This is a genomic window from Dyella choica (assembly GCF_003977665.1).
GTDB lineage: Bacteria > Pseudomonadota > Gammaproteobacteria > Xanthomonadales > Rhodanobacteraceae > Dyella_B > Dyella_B choica.
On the sequence record NZ_RYYV01000001.1, the window covers coordinates 320,516 to 342,877 of the forward strand.

20 protein-coding genes and 1 pseudogene are annotated in these 22,362 nt (G+C 58.1%); 11 read left to right on the forward strand and 10 right to left on the reverse strand.

Annotation, left to right across the window (positions count from 1 at the left end; translation table 11 throughout):
- Positions 1-3 precede the first annotated feature (3 nt).
- Complete coding sequence (locus EKH80_RS01575; RefSeq protein WP_126682960.1) at positions 4-1,203, forward strand: DUF1501 domain-containing protein; 1,200 nt, start codon at positions 4-6, stop codon at positions 1,201-1,203.
- Between the two features lie 112 nt (positions 1,204-1,315).
- Positions 1,316-2,836, forward strand: a complete 1,521-nt coding sequence (locus tag EKH80_RS01580; RefSeq protein WP_126682961.1) for a DUF1800 domain-containing protein — start codon at positions 1,316-1,318, stop codon at positions 2,834-2,836.
- 191 nt (positions 2,837-3,027) lie between these two features.
- On the opposite strand, the gene EKH80_RS01585 is transcribed toward EKH80_RS01580, so the two are convergent.
- Genes EKH80_RS01585 through EKH80_RS01595 form a run of 3 tightly spaced genes read right to left on the reverse strand, consistent with a single transcriptional unit; the run spans position 3,028 to position 4,811 of the window.
- Positions 3,028-3,498 (reverse strand): DUF1579 family protein, encoded by a 471-nt coding sequence (locus tag EKH80_RS01585; RefSeq protein ID WP_126682962.1) that lies wholly within the window; start codon positions 3,496-3,498, stop codon positions 3,028-3,030.
- Between the two features lie 6 nt (positions 3,499-3,504).
- The gene (locus EKH80_RS01590; protein WP_425481125.1) at positions 3,505-4,425 is read right to left on the reverse strand and encodes a sensor domain-containing protein; all 921 of its coding nucleotides are present in this window, start codon (positions 4,423-4,425) and stop codon (positions 3,505-3,507) included.
- A gap of 17 nt (positions 4,426-4,442) precedes the next feature.
- Positions 4,443-4,811 carry a PadR family transcriptional regulator gene (locus EKH80_RS01595; RefSeq protein WP_126682964.1) on the reverse strand — a complete coding sequence of 123 codons (369 nt, stop codon included), beginning with the start codon at positions 4,809-4,811 and terminating at the stop codon, positions 4,443-4,445.
- A 348-nt stretch (positions 4,812-5,159) separates the two neighbouring features.
- Between EKH80_RS01595 and EKH80_RS01600 the strand changes: the two genes are divergently transcribed.
- The 4 genes and pseudogenes from EKH80_RS01600 to EKH80_RS01615 all read left to right on the forward strand — a co-directional run.
- Positions 5,160-5,462, forward strand: a complete 303-nt coding sequence (locus EKH80_RS01600; RefSeq protein ID WP_126682965.1) for a hypothetical protein — start codon at positions 5,160-5,162, stop codon at positions 5,460-5,462.
- Between the two features lie 81 nt (positions 5,463-5,543).
- A complete protein-coding gene (locus EKH80_RS01605; protein ID WP_126682966.1) occupies positions 5,544-5,885 on the forward strand; it encodes a hypothetical protein in 342 nt (113 codons plus the stop codon).
- Between the two features lie 323 nt (positions 5,886-6,208).
- Complete coding sequence (locus tag EKH80_RS01610) at positions 6,209-7,390, forward strand: alginate lyase family protein (RefSeq protein ID WP_230473355.1); 1,182 nt, start codon at positions 6,209-6,211, stop codon at positions 7,388-7,390.
- 373 nt (positions 7,391-7,763) lie between these two features.
- Positions 7,764-7,997: pseudogene (locus tag EKH80_RS01615) on the forward strand (IS3 family transposase); the annotation flags it as partial.
- 8 nt (positions 7,998-8,005) lie between these two features.
- Here the strand turns inward: EKH80_RS01615 and EKH80_RS01620 are convergent.
- From EKH80_RS01620 to EKH80_RS24415, 4 genes are all read right to left on the reverse strand, one after another.
- A complete protein-coding gene (locus tag EKH80_RS01620; RefSeq protein WP_196240317.1) occupies positions 8,006-8,518 on the reverse strand; it encodes a GIY-YIG nuclease family protein in 513 nt (170 codons plus the stop codon).
- 4 nt (positions 8,519-8,522) lie between these two features.
- Positions 8,523-9,209, reverse strand: a complete 687-nt coding sequence (locus tag EKH80_RS01625) for a GIY-YIG nuclease family protein (RefSeq protein WP_126682967.1) — start codon at positions 9,207-9,209, stop codon at positions 8,523-8,525.
- On the reverse strand, positions 9,206-11,002 hold the full coding sequence (locus EKH80_RS01630; RefSeq protein ID WP_126682968.1) for a P-loop NTPase fold protein: 1,797 nt from the start codon (positions 11,000-11,002) through the stop codon (positions 9,206-9,208). Before EKH80_RS01630 ends, EKH80_RS01625 begins: the two co-directional genes overlap by 4 nt.
- A 208-nt stretch (positions 11,003-11,210) precedes the next feature.
- Entirely contained in the window at positions 11,211-11,504 is a 294-nt protein-coding gene (locus EKH80_RS24415; protein ID WP_126682969.1) for a helix-turn-helix domain-containing protein, read from the reverse strand.
- A 109-nt stretch (positions 11,505-11,613) separates the two neighbouring features.
- Between EKH80_RS24415 and EKH80_RS01640 the strand changes: the two genes are divergently transcribed.
- The 3 genes from EKH80_RS01640 (at position 11,614) to EKH80_RS01650 (ending at position 14,161) form a co-directional block, all read left to right on the forward strand.
- On the forward strand, positions 11,614-12,381 hold the full coding sequence (locus tag EKH80_RS01640; RefSeq protein WP_126682970.1) for an Hpt domain-containing response regulator: 768 nt from the start codon (positions 11,614-11,616) through the stop codon (positions 12,379-12,381).
- Between the two features lie 65 nt (positions 12,382-12,446).
- Positions 12,447-13,127 (forward strand): response regulator transcription factor, encoded by a 681-nt coding sequence (locus EKH80_RS01645; RefSeq protein ID WP_126682971.1) that lies wholly within the window; start codon positions 12,447-12,449, stop codon positions 13,125-13,127.
- Between the two features lie 269 nt (positions 13,128-13,396).
- A complete protein-coding gene (locus tag EKH80_RS01650) occupies positions 13,397-14,161 on the forward strand; it encodes an SDR family oxidoreductase (protein ID WP_126682972.1) in 765 nt (254 codons plus the stop codon).
- A gap of 520 nt (positions 14,162-14,681) precedes the next feature.
- On the opposite strand, the gene EKH80_RS01655 is transcribed toward EKH80_RS01650, so the two are convergent.
- Genes EKH80_RS01655 through EKH80_RS01665 form a run of 3 tightly spaced genes read right to left on the reverse strand, consistent with a single transcriptional unit; the run spans position 14,682 to position 19,197 of the window.
- Positions 14,682-15,041, reverse strand: coding sequence for an ankyrin repeat domain-containing protein (locus EKH80_RS01655; RefSeq protein WP_126682973.1), 360 nt, complete (start codon positions 15,039-15,041; stop codon positions 14,682-14,684).
- Between the two features lie 3 nt (positions 15,042-15,044).
- Complete coding sequence (locus tag EKH80_RS01660) at positions 15,045-17,120, reverse strand: RHS repeat-associated core domain-containing protein (protein ID WP_126682974.1); 2,076 nt, start codon at positions 17,118-17,120, stop codon at positions 15,045-15,047.
- A 13-nt stretch (positions 17,121-17,133) separates the two neighbouring features.
- A complete protein-coding gene (locus tag EKH80_RS01665) occupies positions 17,134-19,197 on the reverse strand; it encodes a DUF6531 domain-containing protein (protein WP_158628709.1) in 2,064 nt (687 codons plus the stop codon).
- Positions 19,198-20,163: 966 nt separating this feature from the next.
- Here EKH80_RS01665 and EKH80_RS01670 point away from each other — a divergent pair.
- On the forward strand, positions 20,164-20,538 hold the full coding sequence (locus tag EKH80_RS01670) for a helix-turn-helix transcriptional regulator (protein ID WP_158628710.1): 375 nt from the start codon (positions 20,164-20,166) through the stop codon (positions 20,536-20,538).
- 592 nt (positions 20,539-21,130) lie between these two features.
- Positions 21,131-22,351, forward strand: coding sequence for an NHL repeat-containing protein (locus EKH80_RS01675; protein ID WP_158628711.1), 1,221 nt, complete (start codon positions 21,131-21,133; stop codon positions 22,349-22,351).
- The last annotated feature ends 11 nt before the right edge of the window (positions 22,352-22,362 follow it).

A 22,362-nucleotide genomic window follows, 5' to 3' on the forward strand; every position in this document is an offset into this window, starting at 1 on the left:
GTCATGAACCGTCGTGAATTTCTGCTCTCCGCTGCCAGCGCCGCCGCGCTTCCCGCGCTGACCTTCTCCGGTCGCCTGTTCGCAGCCCCCGCCAACTCGCCGCGCTTCCTGTTCGTGTTCCTGCGCGGCGGCTACGACTGCAACAATTTCCTGGTGCCGTACAGCAGCGACTTCTACTACGAATCGCGCCCGACCCTCGCCATCGCCAAGCCCGACCACAACAACCCGAACTCGGCGCTGCCGCTGGATGCGAACTGGGGCATGAACCCGGTGCTGCGCGATTCGATCTATCCGTTGTGGCAGAAAAAGCAGGTGGCCTTCATTCCGTTCGCCGGCACGGAAGATCTTTCGCGCAGCCACTTCGAAACGCAGGACAGCATCGAACGCGGCGAACCCATGAACGCCGGCGGCAATTACCGTTCCGGCTTCCTGGCGCGCCTGTCCGGCCAGCTCACCGGCGTACCCGCCATCGCCTTCACCAACAGCCTGCCGCTGAGCTTCCAGGGTGCCGGCAAGGACATTCCCAATATCTCCTTGCGCGGCAACACCAAGGCGAATTTCGACGAGCGCCAGTCATCCATCCTGGCCGGCATGTACAAAAACACCTCGCTCGCCTCCGCCGCGGCCGATGGCCTGAGCCTGCGCACTACCGTGTCGAAGGATCTACAGGACGAAATGACCGCCGCCAGCCGCGGCGCCCCTAACGCCTCCGGTTTCGCGCAGGAAACGCAGCGCATCGCCACCTTGATGCGCGACCAGTACCGCCTCGGCTTCGTCGACGTCGGCGGCTGGGATACGCACGTGAACCAGGGCAGCGTCACCGGCGGCCTCGCCAACAACCTACGCAATCTCGGCGACGGCCTGGCCGCATACGCCGCCGCGCTCGGCAACGAATGGAACAACACCGTGGTCGTGGTGATCTCCGAATTCGGCCGTACCTTCCGCGAAAACGGCGATCGCGGCACCGACCACGGCCACGGCACCGTGCACTGGGTGCTGGGCGGCAAGGTCAATGGCGGCCGGATCGCCGGCGAGCAAGTCGCCGTGACCCAGCAGAACCTGTTGCAGAATCGCGATTACCAGGTGCTCAACAATTACCGCGATGTGTATTGCGGGTTGCTGGCGAAGATCTGGGGCTTGCGTGGGAATCAATTGCAGGAGATCTTCCCGCAGGCAAAACCCCGCGATCTGCAACTGGTGTAGCCTGCCACTCAAGCCGCGTAGGCTGGGATGCCAATCCCAGCTTTCTTTGCGCACCTGCTGGGATTGTCATCCCAGCCTACGGCAACAAGGACATCCCCTCGAGATCTGCCGCATGCGCCCTATCACTCTAGCCGCTCTATCGCTAAGCCTGCTACTCGCCCCCACCCTCAGCCAAGCCGCTGCCACCACCAGCCTCAGCCCCAACGACATCGCCTGGCTCCACCGCGACAGCTTCGGCCTAGACACCGCGACTGTCTCGCAATACCGCTCGCTCGGCCGCAACGCATTACTGACCAAGCAGCTCGACGACCAGCTCGGCGACACCCTGCCCGCGCCCATCGCCGCACAAATCGATGCCTACGAAGCCTTCCACACCCCGCTCGACCAATTGCTGATCTCGTTGCAGCAGGAACAACAGCAACTACGCAACCTGCCGGATGGCCCTGAAAAGCAGGCGGCCAACAAAGCCATCCAGGACCACGGCAACCAGATCGGCCTGCAGGCGCAGCAGGCCGAACTGCTGCACGCCATCTACGGACCCAACCAGCTCAAGGAACAGCTGGCCTGGTTCTGGCTCAATCACTTCAGCGTCTATGCGGCCAAGGGACGCGTGCGCTGGGAACTGGCCGATTACGAAGATGCCGTGCGCAGCCACGCCCTCGGCAAATTCCGCGACCTGGTGATGGCCACGCTGCAAACCCCGGCGATGCTGGAGTTTCTCGACAACGCGCAAAACGCCAAGGGCCACGTCAACGAAAACTATGCCCGCGAGCTGATGGAGCTTCACACGCTGGGCGTCAACTCCGGCTATACCCAGCAGGACGTGCAGCAACTGGCGCTGATCCTCACCGGCGTCGGCATCGCACCCGCCGATGGCAAGCAGGAAAACTTCAACCCGAAAATGGCGCCGCTGGTGGTCCGCAACGGCATGTTCGAGTTCAACCCGCAGCGGCATGATTTCAGCGACAAGCTGCTGCTGGGCAAAACCATCAAGGGCAGCGGTTACGACGAAGTGCAGCAGGCCGTCGACCTGATCGTGAAGCAGCCGGCCTGCGCTCAATTCATCTCGCGCAAACTGGCCGAATACTTCGTCGCCGACAACCCACCGCCGGCGCTGGTCGCCAAAATGGCGCACACCTTCCAACATACCGATGGCGATATCGCCCAGGTCGTGCGCGTGATGTTCCAATCGCCCGAACTGCTTTCCGGCGCCGGCAAGAAATTCAAGGATCCCGCGCAGTTCGTCGTTTCCTCCGTACGCCTGGCCTACGATGGCTCGCCCATCGTCAATGCCCAGCCGCTGGTGAGCTGGCTCAACCAGTTGGACCAGCCGCTGTTCGGCCGCATCACCCCGGACGGCTGGCCGCTCGACGGCGAAGCCTGGTCCAGCTCCGGCCAGATGGCCAAGCGCTTCGACATCGCCCACGCCATCGGCACCGGCAACAACCAGCTATTCACGCCTGCCGGCAGCACCGCACGCACCGCAGGTTTTCCGATGCTGACCACGCGCCTGTATTACGACGCCATCGATCCGTATCTGTCGAAAGCCACGCGCGATGCACTGGCCAAGGCAACCTCGCAGCAGGAGTGGAACACTTTCCTGCTTTCCTCTCCGGACCTCAATTACCGCTAATCACCGCCCTTGCTCCCTCCCCTGCTTGGCAGCAGGGGAGGGTTGGGGTGGGGTTGCGCGCGCTTGCCGCAATCCACACATCCAGCTCGATGCGATTCCCCATCACCGTCATTCAAGCGAACTCGCGTAGGCTGGGATGACAATCCCAGCTTTGTTCGCACTTTCATGGATGCTGGGATGGTCATCCCAGCCTACAGGGCGGAAACGTCATCCATGCGCCGATACTCCCCTTCCATCACTCGCTCCCAATTCACCCCACCGTCAAACGAACTCTCCAGCACCAGCCGATAAACCCCATCCACCACCCACTCGTAGATGTGTCTCGTCTGCCCACGCTGCGAACTGCGCAGAAACACCAGCCGCTTGCCATCCCAATGTCCCGTTGCCGGCTGCGTAGGCGCAAAGCCATAACTGTCGAACCAGTACAAGGCGTACTCACCAGGCTCCTGCCCCGCCACGAACACCGCATGCGCCTGCAACGCCGGCTTGCCTTCGCGCTCCTCGCGGTAATCCAGCAATAAAACCTTCCCGCCCAGATCGAAACGCGCGCTCACCCGCCCCACCGCTGGGCCACCCTGCCCCCAGCGAGTCGTTGCAATCGTTTCATCGCCAACCCACTCGCCCACCAGCGCGGCCAGCCCATTCGCTTCCAGAACATCCATGTCCGATTACTCCCCTGCGCTTCCAGCCACCAGCAGATGCTTCGCAATCTGACCATGCAGATGACCGAGCCCACGCACCATATGCAGCGTGGTGAACAGCATGACGATGCCGATCAGGGACGCACAGATCGTGCCCGGCCAACCTCCCAACCACGTCACCCAATCGCAGATCCAGGACGGCCCATCGCAGGTGGAGTAAGGAACCCCCATCGACTCCAGCACCGCCTTCGCGATCGGCGCCAACGCCAGCGCCAGCGATGTTGCAAGGAAGGTCACCGCAATCGTGAAATAGGCTATACCCAGCGGTAGCATCATGAACATGTAGAACACAGTGCCCCAGGTCCGCGGATCGCGGACCATTGTCCCCATGCGCTGCCAGAACGACATGCCGCGCGTGGAAAACACCGGGCGCCGTGGCATACGCACGCCTAGCATGGTCTCCACGATGCGACCTTCCACCAGCGACAGCACGCGCACGGAACCCAGGAACAACATCGCAAAAGGAAGGCCGATGATCAGCACCAGCAAACCGAACGACAGCGAAATGCCTGTCACCACCCAAGTGAAGTAGAAAATGCCCGTGGCCAGCGACAGCACCATGTAGAACAACGCACCGTAGGTATGCGGGTCCGCCGCCACGCCGAAGAACTTGCCCACCCATGAAGCTTGCTTCGGCGGCCGCGGTGGCCGTAGCGCACGCTGGATCTTTATTTCCTGATCGCGATACAGCTCCGCCACCTCTTCCGGCGCGCCATAGCTGCCAACCACTTTCGCCAGCATCTCCGCTTCGCTTCGCCCCGGCTGTTCGGCCAGTTCCGCGCGCAGATGTTCCTCGGCGTCGTACAACGCATCCTGGATCAAGGCCGGGTCCGCGCCACGAAGGGCCGCCCGCAGCTGTTCCAGGTATTCGGCTATCGTCCGTGGCATCTTTGGTGCATCCGCATTCATCGCCAGTCTCCTTGCAGAACCTTGTCAACCGAATCACGCGTGGCCCCCCACGCCGCGACCCACTCTCGCAGCACTTCACGTCCGAATTTGGTGATGCGGTAATACCGCCTGGGCGGCCCGCTCACCGAGGGCTCCACCTCGCTGGCCAGCAGACCGCTGGCCTCCAGATTGCGTAGCACCGGGTAAAGCGCGCTCTGCTTGCCCGCCAGCACGCCTTCTTCCCCCAGCTCTTCCAGCCGTTTGGCGATCTGATAGCCATACAACGGCTGCCGCGACTGCCCCAACACCGCCAGCAGCACCAGCGAAACCGTGCCCGCCGACAGCTCCTTCTGGAACTTCTTGATTTGGGCCGCAATGTCTTCCACGGCTGCCCTGCCCTTCCGCTTATGCTGGAGTGAACAGTAGTGCGAAGTTCATACTAGTGCATGGGTATGAAGTCATGGGCTGCTCGACGCCCACGTGTGCGCGTGACACCAAAATGGGTGCACTTTTGGAAACCAAAGTCTGTGCAGTTTGAGGTGGGTGTGTACGTAACTTTGCTTACTAGCGGATAGCTAGGTTTGTACATTTTCAATAAAAACAAATGCTTAGGATTCATGGGCGCTCGCCTTAAGCGACCCTTTGACAACCAAAGTATGGGCTGAAAACATTTGGGAGAGCGTCCGCTTTCGACCCGAATCGGACATGCTTAGAAGCACGACATAGGACAGACAATGGCGGCGGACCAGAGATCGATGGACGAGGCACGGAAATGGAATGCTGAGCTTGACGCCGCGCTCCAATCCAATGGCGTTGTTGACCGATCACTCTATCTGCGGCTGATGGACGCCTATCGGTATGATGCGGCCTCGTCTGTCGGCTGGGTCGACGCCAAGATGAGAGTGCTGCTGGACCGGGGGCGACAAGGAAAGGAATTGAGCCTGTTTACCCCGACGCAACGGGAGCAAAAGCTGGTTCGGAGCGAACTAGAGCTTCGGTCCTGGATTGACGAGAACTTTCCCGGACTTAGCGTGTAACAACGTCCGATTCCGACCCAGAGCGGACATTGAGTCGGCGTTGGAAATCGCAGATTCGCATTCATTGCGGGGAGTTTAGGCGTGTCTCAAGACGATCAGAACCCAGTAATGCGTCGCGCGTACGTCGTTCGTGCTTCCAGCCAATTGCTGGCACACCTCGCGGAACTCGGTGAAGCGGATCTTGCAGAATCGCTTTCATCCCCCTCGGTTGTTATGACCGAGCCTCTCCGATACGAAGGGAAGCTAGAGGGCTATCGCTCGCTGATTCTCGGTAAGTGCAAAGCCCGCTTCATCACAGAACTCTCCGAGTCGGTTGGTGAGCGGTTCATCACCTTGTTCGGTGATCTGCCGGCAATGGCCTTATTCGATGCTTGGTGGCTGGCCGAAGAAGCGGATACCGTCGAGATCACAACAGATTGGTAGGCGGTCCGATCAATTTTTCATGCCGCCTCTGGGCGATCGGGGACGGTAGGTCGGTACAGTGCGGCTAGCGGTCTAATGTTCGCTTCCGCCCCACAGCAGACACTCATCTAGCGCACACGAAGACCAAGAGCCGCCTCGTTCAGGCGTTTTTTTTTGTCTGGAGTGCCACATTGCATCGGCGTGAGCCTTGATGTCATCGCTTTGACTTCGGACGTAAATGCGCTCCAATTTACGCTTGCAGTGATCGCTGCAGAGCAAGGTCGGCTGAACCTTGATAGCCTGCGTTCTGTAAAGACAAGCCCCTTCGCTCGGAGTTGAGAACGTTGAACATTTCATTCAAAGGCCTGGGCCGTTCCGTCGGCATATCGGTCGCGCTGGCGCTGATTACACCGTCGGTGATGGCAAGTTCTTTCGTTCACCCGGGCGCCTTGCATACCCAGGCCGATCTCGACCGCATGAAGACGCAGGTGGCGCACAACGCGCAGCCTTGGACGGATGGCTGGGATGTGCTGATCAAGAATTCCCATGCGTCACTGAACTGGACCGCGAACCCTCAGGCCATGGTCTATCGTGGCTATGACGGCACTCATCGGGAGAACTATGCGGCGCTATTCAACGACGCCGCGGCGGCGTATGCGCTTGCCCTACGCTGGAAGGTGAGTGGTGACGACGCCTATGCCGACAAGGCCGCCGCCATTCTGGACGCGTGGTCCAAGACCTTGACCGGGATCGACGGCACATCCGACAAGTTCCTGGCGTCAGGTATTTACGGCTACCAGCTCGCCAACGCAGCGGAGATCATGCGCAGTTACGAGCGCTGGCCGGCGCAAGATGTCGCTCGCTTCAAGACCATGATGCTCAACGTCTTCTATCCGATGAACCATCAGTTTCTGTTGCATCACAACGGCCAGAAGATCGATCACTACTGGGCCAACTGGGATCTCGCCAACATGTCGTCCATGCTGGCCATCGGCATTCTGGCGGATCGTCGCGATATCTACGACGAGGCCGTCGAATACTTCAAGCACGGTGCAGGCAATGGCTCCATCGAACACGTGGTGTGGAAGGTCTATCCTGATGGCCTTGGGCAGACCCAGGAAAGCGGACGCGACCAGGGGCACAACACCATTAACGTGGCGCTATTGGGCGCGTTCTGCCAGATGGCCTGGAATCAGCACGACGACCTTTTCGGCTATGACGACAATCGCGCGCTCAAGGGAGTCGAATACATCGCCAAATACAACCTCGGGCATGACGTTCCCTACACGACATACAGCAACAGCGATGTAACGCAGCCAACTATCTCAAGTACCGGGCGCGGCAATACTCGCCCGGTGTGGGAGCTGTTCTACAACCACTACGTGGTACTCAAAGGACTGGATGCTCCGTATCTCCGCATGGCCGCTGAGAAAGTGCGCCCCGAAGGGGGTGGTGGCGACTACGGCCCCAATAGCGGCGGATTCGACCAGCTTGGATATGGCACGCTGACTTATACGTTGAAGTAACGGCAAAGACGGTGCCACAAGGTGTCGCTAGTGGTGGTTGCTCGACCTGCTGCCTCTATATCCATTTCGCCCCGTAGCAGACACTCATCTAGCGCGCACGAAGATCAAAAGCCGCCTCATTCAGGCGGCTCTTGTTTTGTCTGGAACTTATGCGCTGCAAGCCGCAGCAGCATTCGCGATCGGGTCGCCTTTCCTCACCAAAGCCCAACAATGTCGCGGCTTTGCGGCGTGAACATGTCACTGGCGTAGAAAATGTGTTGAAAAATAAAAAAACTCCCGGAGGTAAACCCTTGAATTTATGGCGGCCGAAGTTGGACTCGGAAACGGGGATCACTTATCCCGCACAGCAAAATGATCCCGATTTCCGGGCGCGCATCACAGCGGGTACTACGCTTGGCAGCGGGAAGGCGCCAGCGCTCGCGCACGTGAGGACCTGCGCCTGACCGGCCTGATCAGGCATGTGTGGCTGGCCAGCGGCACAGTGTATGGCTATCGCAAGATCGCGCTGGATCTTCGCGAGGCCGGCGAACGTTGCAGCCGCCATCGTGTACGACGTTTGATGAAGGCCGAAGGTCATTGCGCGCAGGTACGCTACGGCCGCAACCCTTTGCGCATCTAATGCGTGCGGAACGTGTTCCACTTTGACGTGTCGAGCCTCATCGAGGCATAGACCTCAAAGATGTAAAGCTCCAGGTCATTCTCAATCTCGATGTAAGCCACGCTCATACTCTGCAAGCGCTCCTTGGCAGAGCAAAACAACTTACTGAACTTGTCGTCCTTCATCGCCTCATCGCGCGTCATTTCATGCGGTAACTCGTCGGACGCCATCTTGTAAGCCAAGCTCGCCGTGAAGTGCGAGCTGGAGTTGAGATGCTGGACCAGTCGCTTTACCACGCTCCTTGAAATACCAACATAAACCGGCGTGCCGTTATCCAGGAAGACATAGCAACCCGGGAAGTCTTTGGTGCGACCTACCTTCCCAAAAAGCTCTCGGGTGACCGATTTGTATTTCACAAAATCCTTAGCCGCACGCGAGCTCTTCATCGCCTCCTGCAAGCGCTGGAAGTGATCCGGCAAAATCTCGCCGACGAGTGCCTCAAAGCCGTGTAAGCAACCATCAATCGCCATGCGCCTATGTCCGTGCCGTGGCGCGCGCCTGGGGCTGGATGAATTTGATGACGGACTCGATCTCTTCCAGGGTCGTGTCAAACCACTCTGCTCCCGGCGCTTGCCGCTTGGAGCCACGCGCTTCCAAGGTGGAATGGATGGCATCTTCCACCGCCCCCACTCGTGGCACGTCCCACGTCCGCAGGATGATCGGGAATTCAAAGCAACACGTTTGCTTACACTGCTGCGCTACGCGCGCATCCGCGTCGCCGGTCGTCGTAAACCCGATCTTTATGGGGAACTTGCTATCTGCCTTCTTGATCGACGGGAACGTGTAGGCGTAGATGATGCCGGCATCGTTGGAGTCCACATCGACGGCCACGGCATCCGCTTCGGCCAGCTCCTCTTCGAGCGAAATGTTACGGAACCGCCCTGCACCTAGGTTCTCAAATACTTTGAGGTTTTCAGCGAGGAACGGGATGTAGAAGCCGAAGATATTGCTGAGCTTGTCGACGCCATCCGATTTCGCTTTCTTGGCCGTCATGGCCAACTGCTCGGCCGTGTAGGTTTCCGCCAGCAAGGGCTTGGACAGGTCCCGCAATAGGAACGGCTGATCACCGAACGCCTTGGCAATCTCCGCCAGCTTCGGCAAGAGCTCGTAGCGCGAGGCGTTGTAGACGTAGGAGCGCGTGGGGGCGAAAGGGATGGTCATGATTGTGTCTCTTCATTAAGCGATCTCGTAAGCGGTGACAGCCTGGTAACGTAGTCCCGCAGGACCCCAGCCAATTCCCACCAGGCTGCATCGTCCAGTGAAATTGGCGCGGTGTTCGGGGTATTGCTGTCAATGAGCTTTCTCAAAGCCTTCGCAAATCGCACCTCGTTCGTAGCGAAGTCCTGCAAATTGGTGATGGCCATTCGCTTGCGGAAGAATTGCGTCACTCGATAAACGCCATTGCGACCGGCGCCCTGGAGAAGTGCGTAGATATCCGGAGCTTTGGCATCCGCAAAAGGTGCGGTGTTGAACCCTTCCAAAACCGCATCCCCTTCCCCCTCGATGAGGGCGGCCCGCGCCGCTTCATTGTCAGCCCTCGTCTTCTCCGCCAATATCCGCTGTTCAAGCGATCTCAACGCCTCCAACACTGCTGCACGATTGGCGTCACGGCTCTCTGGCCAAACCGTGAATGAACTTGGGAAATCGCTGGTCACCTTAAAGCTCCTGGCCAGCTTGATAAACGTGTCCCGCCAAACGTCGGGAGCAATGTTGATCAATTTTTTCTGCGCCAAGTGGTCAAGGATTTCGTGAGCCTCCCACATCTGTTGCAGGTTTTCGAAGTCCCCCACGCTCACGATCTCTTCTAATTCCGTCACACACGTTCGAAACTCTGGTTCTTCCATGGCGCGATAAGAGCGAAACCGTTCCAACAAGGACTGCCCTTCTTGCTTAACGTGGCCGAAAACCTGAAAGTCTTGGGCGATTCGATTGGGCTCAAATCCTTCCGCGGTGACGTACTCGGCGAAGGCCGTAGATCCATGCCACTCGTAGATGTCGCCGTCAAACCCCAACGCATCAATCAATTTCCTGACGGATGCCCCGGAGCTTTCCTCTTCCTGATCGGCCGCTTTTTTCTTGCCAACCGCCCGACTCATCATGACAATGTTGGCCAAATCGCCATGTAGAAAGACTTCCCTCACCAAAGCTTCGTTCTTGACGTTCTTGGTCACGGCGATCACATGAAAGGACACGGCGGATAGCAACGCTCCTAACGAAGCATCTTGTCCCTCGGGCCAGGTCATGTCTTGCATGATGGACTTCATTTCTTCCAGAATACTGCGAAGCGTCCGGAGATTTTTAAGCTTCTTCTCCTTGAAGAAACCCACGGCATAGTCCTGTATATCCACCAGGGCCTCGCGTGTCGCCTTGTGCTCGAAGCCCTTCACCGTATCCTCATAGAACGATTCGACCTCGGGACGGACTTCCGCAGTTACGGTTATGATCTTTTCCTTGTAGTCCTCATAGCCTTCCAGCTCCTTGATGGCTCGCTCTTCATCGGAAATCAATACGACGTGGAGCTTGGCAGCGTCCAGCAGCGAAACGATAAAACCGAACAGCACCTTAAAGTCGCCGCCGAATCGTTCCAGATCGTCAATACAAATGACAGTTTTCCCTGGTCGCACATCGGCTTTGAGCTTGATGTCATCGGGATCAACTTTGACCAGTCGAAGAAGTGCGCGCCCCACCACCGTGCCCGTCTCGCGGAGCGTGTCGGTGCCCAGGTCTTTCACCGAAGCCAAGAACATGGCTTGTTCCAATTCTTCCAGCGTGGCAAGCCCAGCAACGGAAAAGGTGATGTCCTTCTTGCGAAGTTTGGGGAGATGCCTCTCTTTGAAGCCATCCCAGAAAAATGACTTACCTGAGCCCCACGACCCACGGAGCAAAATCGCGGAACTGGGCGCCGCAGATCTCAGGTATTGCGTCAGCTTTTGCTTCGCGCCTTTGTTGACCATGTTGTTCGCTCCCCTTGCACTTACTTCCATTTTTCGCAATTCGAGGTAAGGCTTCTTCCTGGCCGGGGTGAAAAGCGACACGTATTCAGGCGGCCGCTTTCTGAGTGCTGATCGTGGTGATCCGATCTGGAGAACTTTTTGGCGATCTTGGCGATGGACATACCATCAAGCATGCGGCGCAGCAGTTCCACCCGCCCCCGCCCTGCCCCTAGATCTTTCTCGTGCGTTTGGCCCCTCCGGACCTTCCCTCGAATACCTTTAGGCGCCTTTCCAGCTCCAATCCAAAGCTACCCAGGTCAGACCCGCATCCGGCCAGCCAGGTTCGGAGTTGCAAGGTATCCAGTCTCAGAACACCTCTCTCCACCGCTGATACGTAGGGCTGAGACAAACCCACTTTTTGGGCCAACTTGACCTGGGTCAGATCCGCCTCTTGCCGGGTTTCCACCAGCAATTGCAGGAAAACGGGGTATTCCTTGGAGTGAATGGTCTTCCCTTTAGGCATGTCGCGCGCTCCAGTGATGAAGCGACGCTAAACAACAAGATGGCTTACTCCATCTTTATATACTCTATCTTGTTATATTTGACTCACATCCCGAAGGAATAGGGCTGCCATGAACCCGACCATACGTACGGATTCCACCCCTGCCCGCAAGTCGGAGCGATTTAAGCCTTTCTCAGTGAGAGAGTCCTCCGCGCCGTACAACACGCAACCCCAGAGGTCGGCGCGCATCCTGGTGGTAGCGAATGAACCTGAAACGCGTAGCGCGTTGATCCGCGAACTCAAGGCGCTTCGCCTGGACCCGCTCCCCGTGGCTGACAGCCTGGCGGCCTTGAATGCCATCGATTTGCAGGTGCCCGACATGATCTTGATGGCCCTGGAGGGGCCAGACGCAGCCGTCTACCAAGCCGTGTTGCGCTTGGGCGTAGCCAACCTTGCAAGGCACGCCCATATTCCCCTTGTCGCCATCGTTGGGCAGGGGGGCGAGAGCTGGCGTCGCGCCTTGGATAGCCGCCTGGATGGTGTCCTGCACACTCCCCTGCGCCCCGAGGAGCTGTATGCCACCCTCGCGCGCTGGCTCGACCTGCCGCCTCCCACCGGTAAAGCGCCGGATGAACCCCTGCCCTCCCGATGGCGCCGAGCCTGTATCGACATGGACGTCCAGGAGTATGAGCGAGCCCTGGCAAGGCAAGACACCGCCAACATGGTGCACTTTGCACATCGCGCGAAGGGCGCGGCGCTGGTGCTGCATGCGGATCGGGCGGCCGAGCTGGCGGATCGGCTGGAACTCGCTGCAAGAGGCTATGCACCGCTACAGCCAGGTGAAATACAGCGCACGCTCGCCGCGTTGAAAGCAGCTATCGCCCATCACTTTGACTAAGCCAACGAGGTGGGCAGCGTGAAAGGAAAAAGAAAGGCCAGGCTAATCTGAAAAGGAAGTAGGACATGTCCGATGCCCTGTCGCCACGCTTGCGCGTGATGTTGCTCGAAGACCACGTGCTGGTACGCCATGCCATGGAGCTGCTGCTCAAGCATGAGTACGGCTTGGACATCGCAGGCAGCTTTTGCACGCCTCGGCAACTCTTCGAAGCGTTAAAGGACGACAAACCCGACGTGATCGTTACGGACTATGCCCTGGGTGCAACGGATACCGATGGTGCCAAGCTCCTACGCTCCTTACACCTGCAACATCCGCGTGTACGGGTCTTGGTGGTGTCGTCCCACTGCAACGCCCCTACGATAGCTCTGGCGATGAGGGCCGGCGCCCACGGCTTTATTGGCAAGACGCAGCACGATTCCGAACTGTATTCGGCCATCCGAGCGGTTGCGGCGGGCCGAACCTATATCAGCCAGCACCTGGCCGATGTCATTGATCCGATCCACCCTGCCAAACGAAGTGACGAGCGCGTCACGGACCTCGACGACGAGTTGTTGAAATCCTTCAAACTTTCCGCACGAGAGCACGAGGTGCTGCGCTGCATGCTCGATGGCATGTCCATCACGGCCATTGCCAGAAAGTTCTCCCGGTCGGTCACCACGATCAGCGCGCAGAAACATTCAGCCTTCCGCAAGCTGGGCTTACGTACCAACCATGAGTTGTTCAGGGTGCGATATCAGTGGGGGTGAGCCGGGTCGGCGGCAAATAGCTTTTTCGCTCGTCAATCCAGCGAAAGCCCAAATCCAGTGCCCCTGCTCTTCAAGAACTTAAGGCCGCTGGATCCTGGCTCCCGTCGGGACCTTGAGCTTAATAAGGACAAGTTGAGATTGCCTTGAGATACCCACGCGCTCCGAAGCGCTGTTCGCAACGTTCACCGCAAGAAACGGATGTCGCCCAGGTAAACGATCTGCGACTCTCGTCTGTCCCTCAAGGTCACTCGAACGAAAGGCTTAAACACATGGGACAGCTGTCAAAGAAAGTTGCCATCGTCACCGGCGCAAGCTCGGGGATCGGATACGAAGCGGCCAAGCTATTCGCTAAAGAAGGTGCCAAAGTCGTCGTGGCTGCGCGTCGTCAACGTGAACTCGATGCGCTCGTTGCCGAGATTGAGCGTGAGGGCGGCGAAGCGGTGGCGATCGCCGGCGACGTAAGAGATGAGCTGCTGGCCCGTGCTTTAGTGGAGGCTGCGGTCAGCCATTTTGGCGGCCTGGATATCGCTTTCAACAATGTCGGTTCGACAGGCGACGCCATGCCGGTGCCTGACATTTCAGTGAGTGCCTGGCGCGAAATACTCGACATCAACCTGACTAGTGCGTTTCTCGGTGCAAAGCATCAAATTCCAGCTATGACAGAGCGTGGTGGCGGCTCCATCATTTTTACGTCCACTTTTGTGGGCCACACCGTCGGATTTCCTGGCATGGGCGCGTATGCGGCGAGCAAAGCCGGCTTGATCGGCCTCACCCAAGTGATCGCCGCGGAATTCGGCGCCAAGGGCATCCGCGCCAACGCCCTCCTGCCCGGTGGCACTGACACGCCCATGGGCCGCGCCACCGTCAATACACCCGAGGCTCGCACCTTCGTCGAAGGCTTGCACGCACTGAAGCGTCTTGCGCAACCCGAAGAGATCGCACGATCGGCTCTCTACCTTGCTTCCGACGCCTCGAGTTTCACGACGGGGTCGGCGCTCATGGTGGATGGCGGCGTGTCTATCACTCGGACCTGAACTGCTTGGCCTCTACCTGAAACGCTAAATTCCCGGAATTAACGGCTGGTTCTTGCTGGAACCGAAGCGAAGCGGCACCTGAGGGATAACATTCAAGTTGCCGCACTGTGATTTCGGTCTCTGCCGGCGAGAACGCTCGCGGTAAAACATGACGCAGGCACTAGGAAAACTCGACGCCGTACGTGGCCGGCGTCGAGCGTAACTAGCTGTGATTTCGCCTTCGAACAAATGGGACGTGGGCAGTTAAAAATGCTCAACTACCTACGTCCCGTTTTCCGCGCGATGGTCTTGTCCGTACTGATCAGTAGTGCGCTCGAACTTGGGTCCAATAACTGGGCCAGGTTCACTTCCTACGCAACTGAGCGTTCAAGTCGATGGCTGGCATCACTGAATGAGCGCACAGCACGCGTGGTGCGCTGCATGATCATCGAGCACGCTGATCGGTTCGTTTTCGCCCAGAAGAAACACTCAAGGCCCGCCCAGAAAGCTTCAAGTGTAAAAGCTACGACTTGATCTGACTTTATTTTTTATCTAAAGCATTTATGGAATTCTTATGCCCAAGAATTATTGCCAACTCCATGGGAGTAATTCCATCATCATTTTTTGCATTAACATTAGCTCCGTTATTTATAAGCCACAAAATCGCCTCAAATTTATCCTGTTCAACCGCATCATGAATGGGCAAATACCCGTGTTCGCCGACAGCATTGATGTCAGCACCGTTATTTAACAGAAGACCCATCTCATCTATAGATCCACGTGTTGCAGCTATATTTATCGGGTAGTCATTAAAGAGGCTCTTTTTATTTACATCATTCAACACAAGCCCGCTGTACTCAGGGAGAGTCTGGTATTCCGCAAGAAGTTCATCAATATTCATATATCACCCGTTTCCACTACAGTCCGATGTCTTGCATTTGCAATTCTTGCAATTCTCCGCAATCCACTGCTCAAGCCTTGCAATAGCCTGTCGTGTATTTGCTATTTCAATCATGTGCCCAGATTCTTGATCGTCAAACCACTTTTGAGAGAATGCCTCCCTCAAAGAGAGACACCGCTGCAGGCGCGCAAGATTAGCCTCCGCATCCTTACATTTGTCACCCGTTGGCGGTATGGGTGACTTGCACACAGCACTGTATTCCTTGCGCTCGCGTGACCTTTCGGCTATTTGATCCGATGTTAAACCCGAATCAGCCTGGTTTGCCATTAACCCTAGGGGGTCGACATCACCCAACGGACTCCCGGCAACATATGCAAAGGTGCTCCCTTGACCACCAAACATGCCAAACGGATCACTCTGAATATACCTGCCTGTATTCGCATCGTAATCACGATTTACATTGTAGTTAAGCCCAGTTTCCTGATCGAAGTACTGTCCCGGAAACCTTAGGTTATACGTGTAACCATTTCCAGTTGGCTGCTGCTCACCCCACGCGTTCCCTTGGTATGCCCACACCCATACCGTGGTGCCGTTGCTATCGGCAATTGCTCGCGGCGTACTGAGTTGGTCTGCTGTAACATAGGCAATGGACGTTAATGTGCCTTGCGTATCGAGGTTCGCTATCGGGATGTTGTTGAGATAGGCGTATTCCCGATTGGTTGCACCGTATTCGCTCAACAGCTGGCTGTCTTCGTCATAGTTATAACGCTCTGTCGAACCGTTAGACGTCTTGGCGACGCGTTCGTCATTAGCGTTGTTACTGTATGTAGCAATCGTTCCCCGATTGAGCTGCGCCACCGCCATACGATTACGCGCGTTATAACCAAATCCATACGTGCTACCGGCTTGGTTGATGGCCGTCGTGTTGCCATTGGCATCCACCGATCGCGCTGCGTTACCCGTCGCAATCAGCTGATGGGTATTGGGGCTATAGCTGTACGTGCCCGTGGCGAGGCCATTACCCGTCTTGCTCAGTCGGTCTCCGGTCTGGTTGTACGTGACGCTTTCCAGCGCGCTGCCGTTGGCTTCCGTGATGACCGTCAAGCGATACAGAGGGTCGTAGCTGTACGTCTCCGTTGCTGGGTTCGCACCCGGGCTATTACCAGTCGCCGTGATATCGCCCATCGCATCCCTGGCCACATGTAACGTGAAGGCCGGGCTGACCAGGTCGATCATGCGGTAATTGGCGTCGTACGTGCGCGTGATCGCCTGCCCGTTGCCCAGCGTGTAGCCGCTGACCGGCCCGAACGGCAGATAGGTCGCATTGCTGACCAGGGTGGTCGTGCCGCTTGGGGTCGTGGCGGTGACGCCACTGACGTGGCCGTCAGTGTCGTAGCCGTAGGTCACCTGGTTGCCACTGGGGTGCACGATGCTGAGGATCTTGCCGCCGAGGCTGCGGGTGTAGCTCGTCACATCCGTGTGGCCACTGACCGTCTGACTCTTCTGGATCACCAAGCCCTGGGCGTTGTAGCAGAACACCGTGGTGACGGCGTTTTCGACGATGCGAGTCAGATGACCGATGGGGTACGAACTGGCACAACCAGTGACGGTGTTGGGTTCGTCATAGGTGTAGGTGATGTTCTGGGTGGTGTCAGCGTAGCTGGCGCTCAGGCGACGATCCTGGGCGTCGTAGGTGTAAGAGACGATGTTGCCGTTAGCGTCGAGGGCGGTTAGTACGTTGCCGGCGGCGTCATAGGTCTTGGCCGCGACGCCCATATCGGGGCTGATTAGCTTGGTTTCATCCGACAAGCCGTCGTACTGGTAAGTCGTGTTAAGACCGCTGGGATCGGTGATCTGGGTCAGTCGATCCAGGGCGTCGTAGGCATAGGTGGTCTTGGTGTTGGCGGTCTGTGCGGCCACCGGTGCGGCAACGATGGCCATCGCCACGCCAAGCATGAGGCTGGCCAGTGGCTTCCTTGCCCTCATTACGCGCGCGCCTATGTCCGTAAGCTGTCCTAGTTTCGTGCTCGTGGTCGCATTCACACCGGCCGAGCCGTTCACTGCTTGTCCTTGCTTCATGACTGGCTCCCTGTCAGTTCGTGCCGTTGTAGTTGTCGAGGGTCTGCACCAGGCGATTCAAGGCGTCGTAGCCTTGCTGGCGCTGGATACCAAGACCATCGGCGCTTTGCACCAGGTTGCCGTTGGCGTCGTAGCTGTTGCTGGCGCTGGCATCGAACACGGTGTGACTGAGACCGTCCATCACCTTGGTGAGCTGGCCCAGGGGGTTAAAGGTCCGGCTCAGGCTCTTGTGCAAGGTACCGGTCGAGTCATAGACCTGCTCGGCGGTTTTGTTGCCGGCGTTATCCAGAGCGTATTGGAGATAGTTGCCTTGGGCGTCAGTGATCTTCACCAGGCGGTGCGCAGCGTCGTAGCCGTAGGTGGTGGTGACGCTGTCCGGATCGGTGACGGTTTGCACGGCACCGTAAGCGGTGTAGGTGAACTTCGCGGTAGCACCACCGACGTTGCGCGACGCTACCCAGCCGCGCGGGGTGTAGGTCGTATCCGTGTTGAGGCCGTTGGCATCGGTCAGGCGGGTGACGCGGCCATCGGCATCGTAGGAAGCGATGGTGGTGACGTGGCCAGCGGGGTCGGTGATGGTGTGCAGGTCACCGGCCTGGTAGCAGGCGGCACCGGGGGTGCCGCAACTGGTCGCGCTGCTGGTCAAGTAATAGCTGTAGGTGGTGGTCTGGGTCGTGTCGGTGCGCGGACCGGTGGCGGTGAGCATCAAGCCCACGATCGGGCATTGCGTCGTATCGACCGCGGCGCAGTAGGTATAGGTCCAGCGGCGCACGCCGGCGGGGACGGTGCCGGTGTTGCTGCAGGTGTAACCCGTGGCCGCGCTGTTGCTGGGATCGATCTCGCAGCGGGCCAGTGTTTGGCCACCGCTGTTGTAGACCCACTGGCTGTTGCTCACCGTGTTGCCGTTGGCATCCAGGACCGTGCGCGTCAGCGGCACACGCAAGGTGGTGTTCCAGGTGGTGTTGGTGGTGCGTTGACTGGTCGTACCCGATGCGTCGATTTGCTGATTGAGCAAGCCATGGACGTCATAGGTGGTCTTGGTAACGTTGCCGTTGAAGTCGGTGGCAACCGCCGGGTACCCATTGGCGTCCAGCGTCTGCGATTGGTATTGCTGATCGCATTGCGCACCGCAATGGGCACTCATATTGCTGATGATGGCTGTGCCTTGCGGCGCAATGAATGTCGCCGTGGCTTGCTGGCCGAGCGGATAGGTGACGGTGGAGGCTGTGCCGCTGCTGGCGTAGCTGATCGTAAGCAGACCGGCACCGTTGCCTTCTTGGGTGGAAATCGCCCGGCCATCGGCCTGGTAGCCGAAAGTGTTATAGCGGGTACTGCCCTCATCGATGGTGCCGGTGAGTTTGCCTTGGTTGCTACCCGCCGCGCTATACGCGGACTCGTCGTAGAGGTACTGGCGCTGCTTGCCATCCGGAAAGGTGACGCTGGTCAAGTTATTGGACGCGTCATAGCCATAGCCCAACACACCGCCATCGGGCTCGGTCACGGATACCAGGTTCAACTGGCTGTCGTAACCGAAGGTCAAGCTCCGACCTTTGGCGTCGGTGACCTTCCACAGCAAACCGCCCGGCAGGGCTGTACCTGTCGATGATTGTTGCGTGGTGCCATCGGTGTACGTCAGCGTAAGGAGGGTGTGCGTACCATCGCTGACCGAAAGCAATGAACCCATCGGCGAATAGGTTTCGTACTGTCGCGTGGCTGAGATAAACAAGGTCCAGGACAGCACGTAGCCGCTGCTGTCGTCCGTCTCCGTCAAAACGTTGCTGACATCCGCATCGCCCTGCCAAACCCCATTGACCTTGTTGAATGTCAACTCCTGACCGTTCTGGCGTTGCACCGTCACCTTGGTCGGCGAGCTTGGACGACCGCTGAGGGCATCGATTCCTGACGAGTTAAACGAAAGACTCCTGTCATAGTTCGTCAGCCACTGCACCCCACTATGGCCGCCGCGTACGTTAGGGTCGCTGTTGTAATAACGACTCAGTGCAAGGTCGCCCTGCGTGAAATCGTCTTGCTCTGCATAGGTGTTTCCGATTACCAGATTAACCGGGTCACCATCCATGGGCTTATTGGCGCCTTGCGTGCAACTACAGCCCAAATTTTTAGGCGGATTGTATTTGCCACATGACGCTGGTGGATTGGCCACTGAACAGGGAAGCAAGTATGAAACATCAAACGCCCGCATCGATACGTAACTGGTTTGCGAATAGGGCGGATTACCGGGCGCCACGATGACAACCGTGGGGCTTACATCCACAAGATTGGGATTTTCTAAGGGATCGATTCTTTCCTCACAATACGTCCTGATGACATAGTCCGGTGGCTGAAAGGGGCCGCTTTTTCCAGTGAAATATTCGATAGCCGATGGCATATTTGCCTCGCAGGCATGCAACGCCACCGCGCGGCTAGGGTAGTTGGTAAATGGGTACGGTGGTGTAATCGTTTGAGCTTGCACCGACGCGCAGGAAACAGCGCACAACACGATGCACAGCTTCAGCATAAAAGCACTGATACGACTCATGCCCCTTCCCCATTGATAGCATTTTTCATCGCATGTATTCCTTCCATTTCATAGGCACTAGCAGGCACGGGACGCTCAAGCCACCAGCGCCATGCGCCCGATTGCTTACGGCGTCGCAGCCATGGTTCACGACAGGGTCGAAAAGTATGATTGAGGCCGCCTATCACCCTGGCGAGCGGGCTCAGCGCGGTAAGGCTGCGGATCCGATTCTTATGCAGCGTGCCGTCTGAGTCGTCAATCTGCGCAGTAGCGCTGTTGTCTACGGCATTCGCGGCGCCATGGCGGCGGGTGCGTTGAGAGAGGCAGTCATCCATGCAATTCCCCTGATCTTCCCTGTGAGGTATTAACCCAGAACGATGCGAGCGCCGCAAGTACCTGATGCGTTGTGTCGTAGTAGACGGACTGCAAGTAAGTGCAAGATTCCGCAAAAGCAGCACTCTACCCCTCAAGCAGACCGGTCTGTAAATCGCCGAAGTCCCTACCTGCGAGATGGCCAATCAAATTGCGATGAGGGCCGGTGCTCACGGCTTTATTGGCAAGACGCAGCACGAGTCCGAACGGCATGTGGCCATCCGAGCGGTGGCGGCGGGCCGAACCTATTTCAGCCAGCACCTGGCCAATGCCATCGATCCGATCCACCCTGCCAAACCCAGTGATGAGCCCGTCGCGGACCGTGGCGATGAGTTACTGGACACCTTCAAGCTTTCCGCACGAGAACATGAGGTGCTGCGCTGCCTGCTCAACGGCATGTCCATCACGGCCATTGCCAAGACGTTTTCCCGGTCTGTCACCACAATCAGCGCGCAGAAGCATTCGGCCTTCCGCAAGCTGGGCTTACGTACCAACCATGAGTTGTTCAGGGTGTGGTGTCCGCGAGGATGAGCCGAGTCGGCGGCTTTGCCTTTCCAACGCACTCGCTTGAAGCAGCGAACCGGCCCAAGGTGCCCTCATGATTCCCAATTAATTGTTTTAATGGGAAATACACGGACTTTGTCGCCCACCAGCAAGCAAAGTGCGCACATCGGTCTCAAATTGCGCAGACTTTGGATTCCAAGGGCACACACACTTTGCTGGCATGCCCAGGGTGTGGGCATGCCGAAACCCAGCCAAACCGGCTCTGCGAAGCAGCTGGATCATTACTAGCGCACGAACTGGATATACCAACGCCAGAATTCGTAGCTATCGTTAGGGTGCCGACTGCGCAGCTGTCGCAGCATTTGAGCCTACCAGCCAACATACTTAATGGACCGAAGCAACCCGCTTGGTGCTGCGAAGTTGTAAGGGGCAAAGCCAATCGAAATAAACCTCCCCGCCCCGGGGAGCAAGGTACTTGGCAGCGTTACGAGCAGGAGGCTACGCAGCAAGCGACGGTGAATGGAATGGAACCTCAAATAGATTCAACCACGTTTCACAGGGAGAACAAGCAGTGATCAGCAACATGATGAAGATATCGTTAGGCTTGGCCATCAGTGCTATGAGTGCACTTGCAGCACCCGCACAGGCCGCATCGCTGGACCCCACGTTCGGTTCAGCAGGCATCACCTCCACCGCATTCGGCTACTACGGTGCCGCCGCCCGGGTTGTCATCCAACCAGACGGACGGATTGTCACCGCCGGCCAGGACGCCCTCGGTGACTTTGTATTGGCGCGTTATACGACGAGTGGTGCGCTGGATACGAGCTTCAATGGCACCGGCAAGGTCACCACCACGCCGTCCAGCAGTTGCTCGAACTCGGGACAGGCGCGCGCGCTTGCCCTGCAGGCGGATGGCAAGATCGTCGTTGCAGGCACTTCGTGCCCGAACTTCAACTCCATCCGCAACTTCACCATTTATCGCTACAACCCGGATGGTTCGCTGGACGCCACCTTTGGCAGCTCGGGTAAGGCAACCGTCAATTTCTCCGCGGGGGCTTCGGAAGCGTGCGCCGTTGCGGTACAGGGCGGCTTGATCTGGGTTGCGGGCTATGCCGGTTCCGACATTGCGCTGGCGCGCCTTACCAGCAGCGGGACGTTGGATTACAGCTTCGGCAACGGTTCCGGTACCGTCACCTCGGCAGTTGGCACCAGCTCCGCCTTCGCCAACAGCCTGGTCATCCAGGCGGATGGTAAACCCGTGCTTGCCGGCTACGCGTCGAACGGCGGCACCGTATTCGCGTTGGCGCGCTACACCACCACTGGCGCGCTGGACACCACTTTCGGGGCCGGCGGTGAAGTGCTGACCCATGTGGGCGGCACTTTCCCGGGCAACTCCGCCATCGCCACTTCGCTGGCGATTCAAAGCGACGGTAAAATCGTCGCCGGCGGCTATGCGAACAGCCCGACCACTAGCTACTACCGATTTGCTGCCGTTCGTTACACTAGCACCGGCGCGCTGGACAGCAGCTTTGGATCCGGCACCGGCTGGGTCCTTACCACCATCGGTAGCGGCGATGCGATTGGCAGGGATGTTGCCATCGATGCCGCCGGAGGAATCATTGTCGGCGGCTACTCCAGTGCGGGCAGCTACCGCCAGCTGACCTTGAATCGCTACGACTCGTTCGGCAACCAGGACTACAGCTTCGGACCTGTTGCAACCACCGTCGGCAGCTCGAATGCCGCTGTTCAAGGGCTCGCCCTACAAGGCGACGGCAAAATCGTCGTCGCGGGCTATGGCAACTCGCCATATACCTTTGTTGTTGCGCGCTATCAGCAATAAGCTTCCGCTCG

What these genes read in the sequence shown, in the direction of transcription:
- EKH80_RS24415 (WP_126682969.1), bottom strand. Translation starts at nt 11,504, where the DNA reads ATGCCTAAAGGGAAGACCATTCACTCCAAGGAATACCCCGTTTTCCTG.
- EKH80_RS01670 (WP_158628710.1), top strand. Translation starts at nt 20,164, where the DNA reads ATGAGGGCCGGTGCTCACGGCTTTATTGGCAAGACGCAGCACGAGTCC.
- EKH80_RS01625 (WP_126682967.1), bottom strand. Translation starts at nt 9,209, where the DNA reads ATGACCATCCCTTTCGCCCCCACGCGCTCCTACGTCTACAACGCCTCG.
- EKH80_RS01580 (WP_126682961.1), top strand. Translation starts at nt 1,316, where the DNA reads ATGCGCCCTATCACTCTAGCCGCTCTATCGCTAAGCCTGCTACTCGCC.
- EKH80_RS01630 (WP_126682968.1), bottom strand. Translation starts at nt 11,002, where the DNA reads ATGGTCAACAAAGGCGCGAAGCAAAAGCTGACGCAATACCTGAGATCT.
- EKH80_RS01600 (WP_126682965.1), top strand. Translation starts at nt 5,160, where the DNA reads ATGGCGGCGGACCAGAGATCGATGGACGAGGCACGGAAATGGAATGCT.
- EKH80_RS01675 (WP_158628711.1), top strand. Translation starts at nt 21,131, where the DNA reads ATGAGTGCACTTGCAGCACCCGCACAGGCCGCATCGCTGGACCCCACG.
- EKH80_RS01650 (WP_126682972.1), top strand. Translation starts at nt 13,397, where the DNA reads ATGGGACAGCTGTCAAAGAAAGTTGCCATCGTCACCGGCGCAAGCTCG.
- EKH80_RS01640 (WP_126682970.1), top strand. Translation starts at nt 11,614, where the DNA reads ATGAACCCGACCATACGTACGGATTCCACCCCTGCCCGCAAGTCGGAG.
- EKH80_RS01585 (WP_126682962.1), bottom strand. Translation starts at nt 3,498, where the DNA reads ATGGATGTTCTGGAAGCGAATGGGCTGGCCGCGCTGGTGGGCGAGTGG.
- EKH80_RS01665 (WP_158628709.1), bottom strand. Translation starts at nt 19,197, where the DNA reads ATGGATGGTGACCCGGTTAATCTGGTAATCGGAAACACCTATGCAGAG.
- EKH80_RS01655 (WP_126682973.1), bottom strand. Translation starts at nt 15,041, where the DNA reads ATGAATATTGATGAACTTCTTGCGGAATACCAGACTCTCCCTGAGTAC.
- EKH80_RS01620 (WP_196240317.1), bottom strand. Translation starts at nt 8,518, where the DNA reads ATGGCGATTGATGGTTGCTTACACGGCTTTGAGGCACTCGTCGGCGAG.
- EKH80_RS01575 (WP_126682960.1), top strand. Translation starts at nt 4, where the DNA reads ATGAACCGTCGTGAATTTCTGCTCTCCGCTGCCAGCGCCGCCGCGCTT.
- EKH80_RS01645 (WP_126682971.1), top strand. Translation starts at nt 12,447, where the DNA reads ATGTCCGATGCCCTGTCGCCACGCTTGCGCGTGATGTTGCTCGAAGAC.
- EKH80_RS01590 (WP_425481125.1), bottom strand. Translation starts at nt 4,425, where the DNA reads ATGCCACGGACGATAGCCGAATACCTGGAACAGCTGCGGGCGGCCCTT.
- EKH80_RS01660 (WP_126682974.1), bottom strand. Translation starts at nt 17,120, where the DNA reads ATGAAGCAAGGACAAGCAGTGAACGGCTCGGCCGGTGTGAATGCGACC.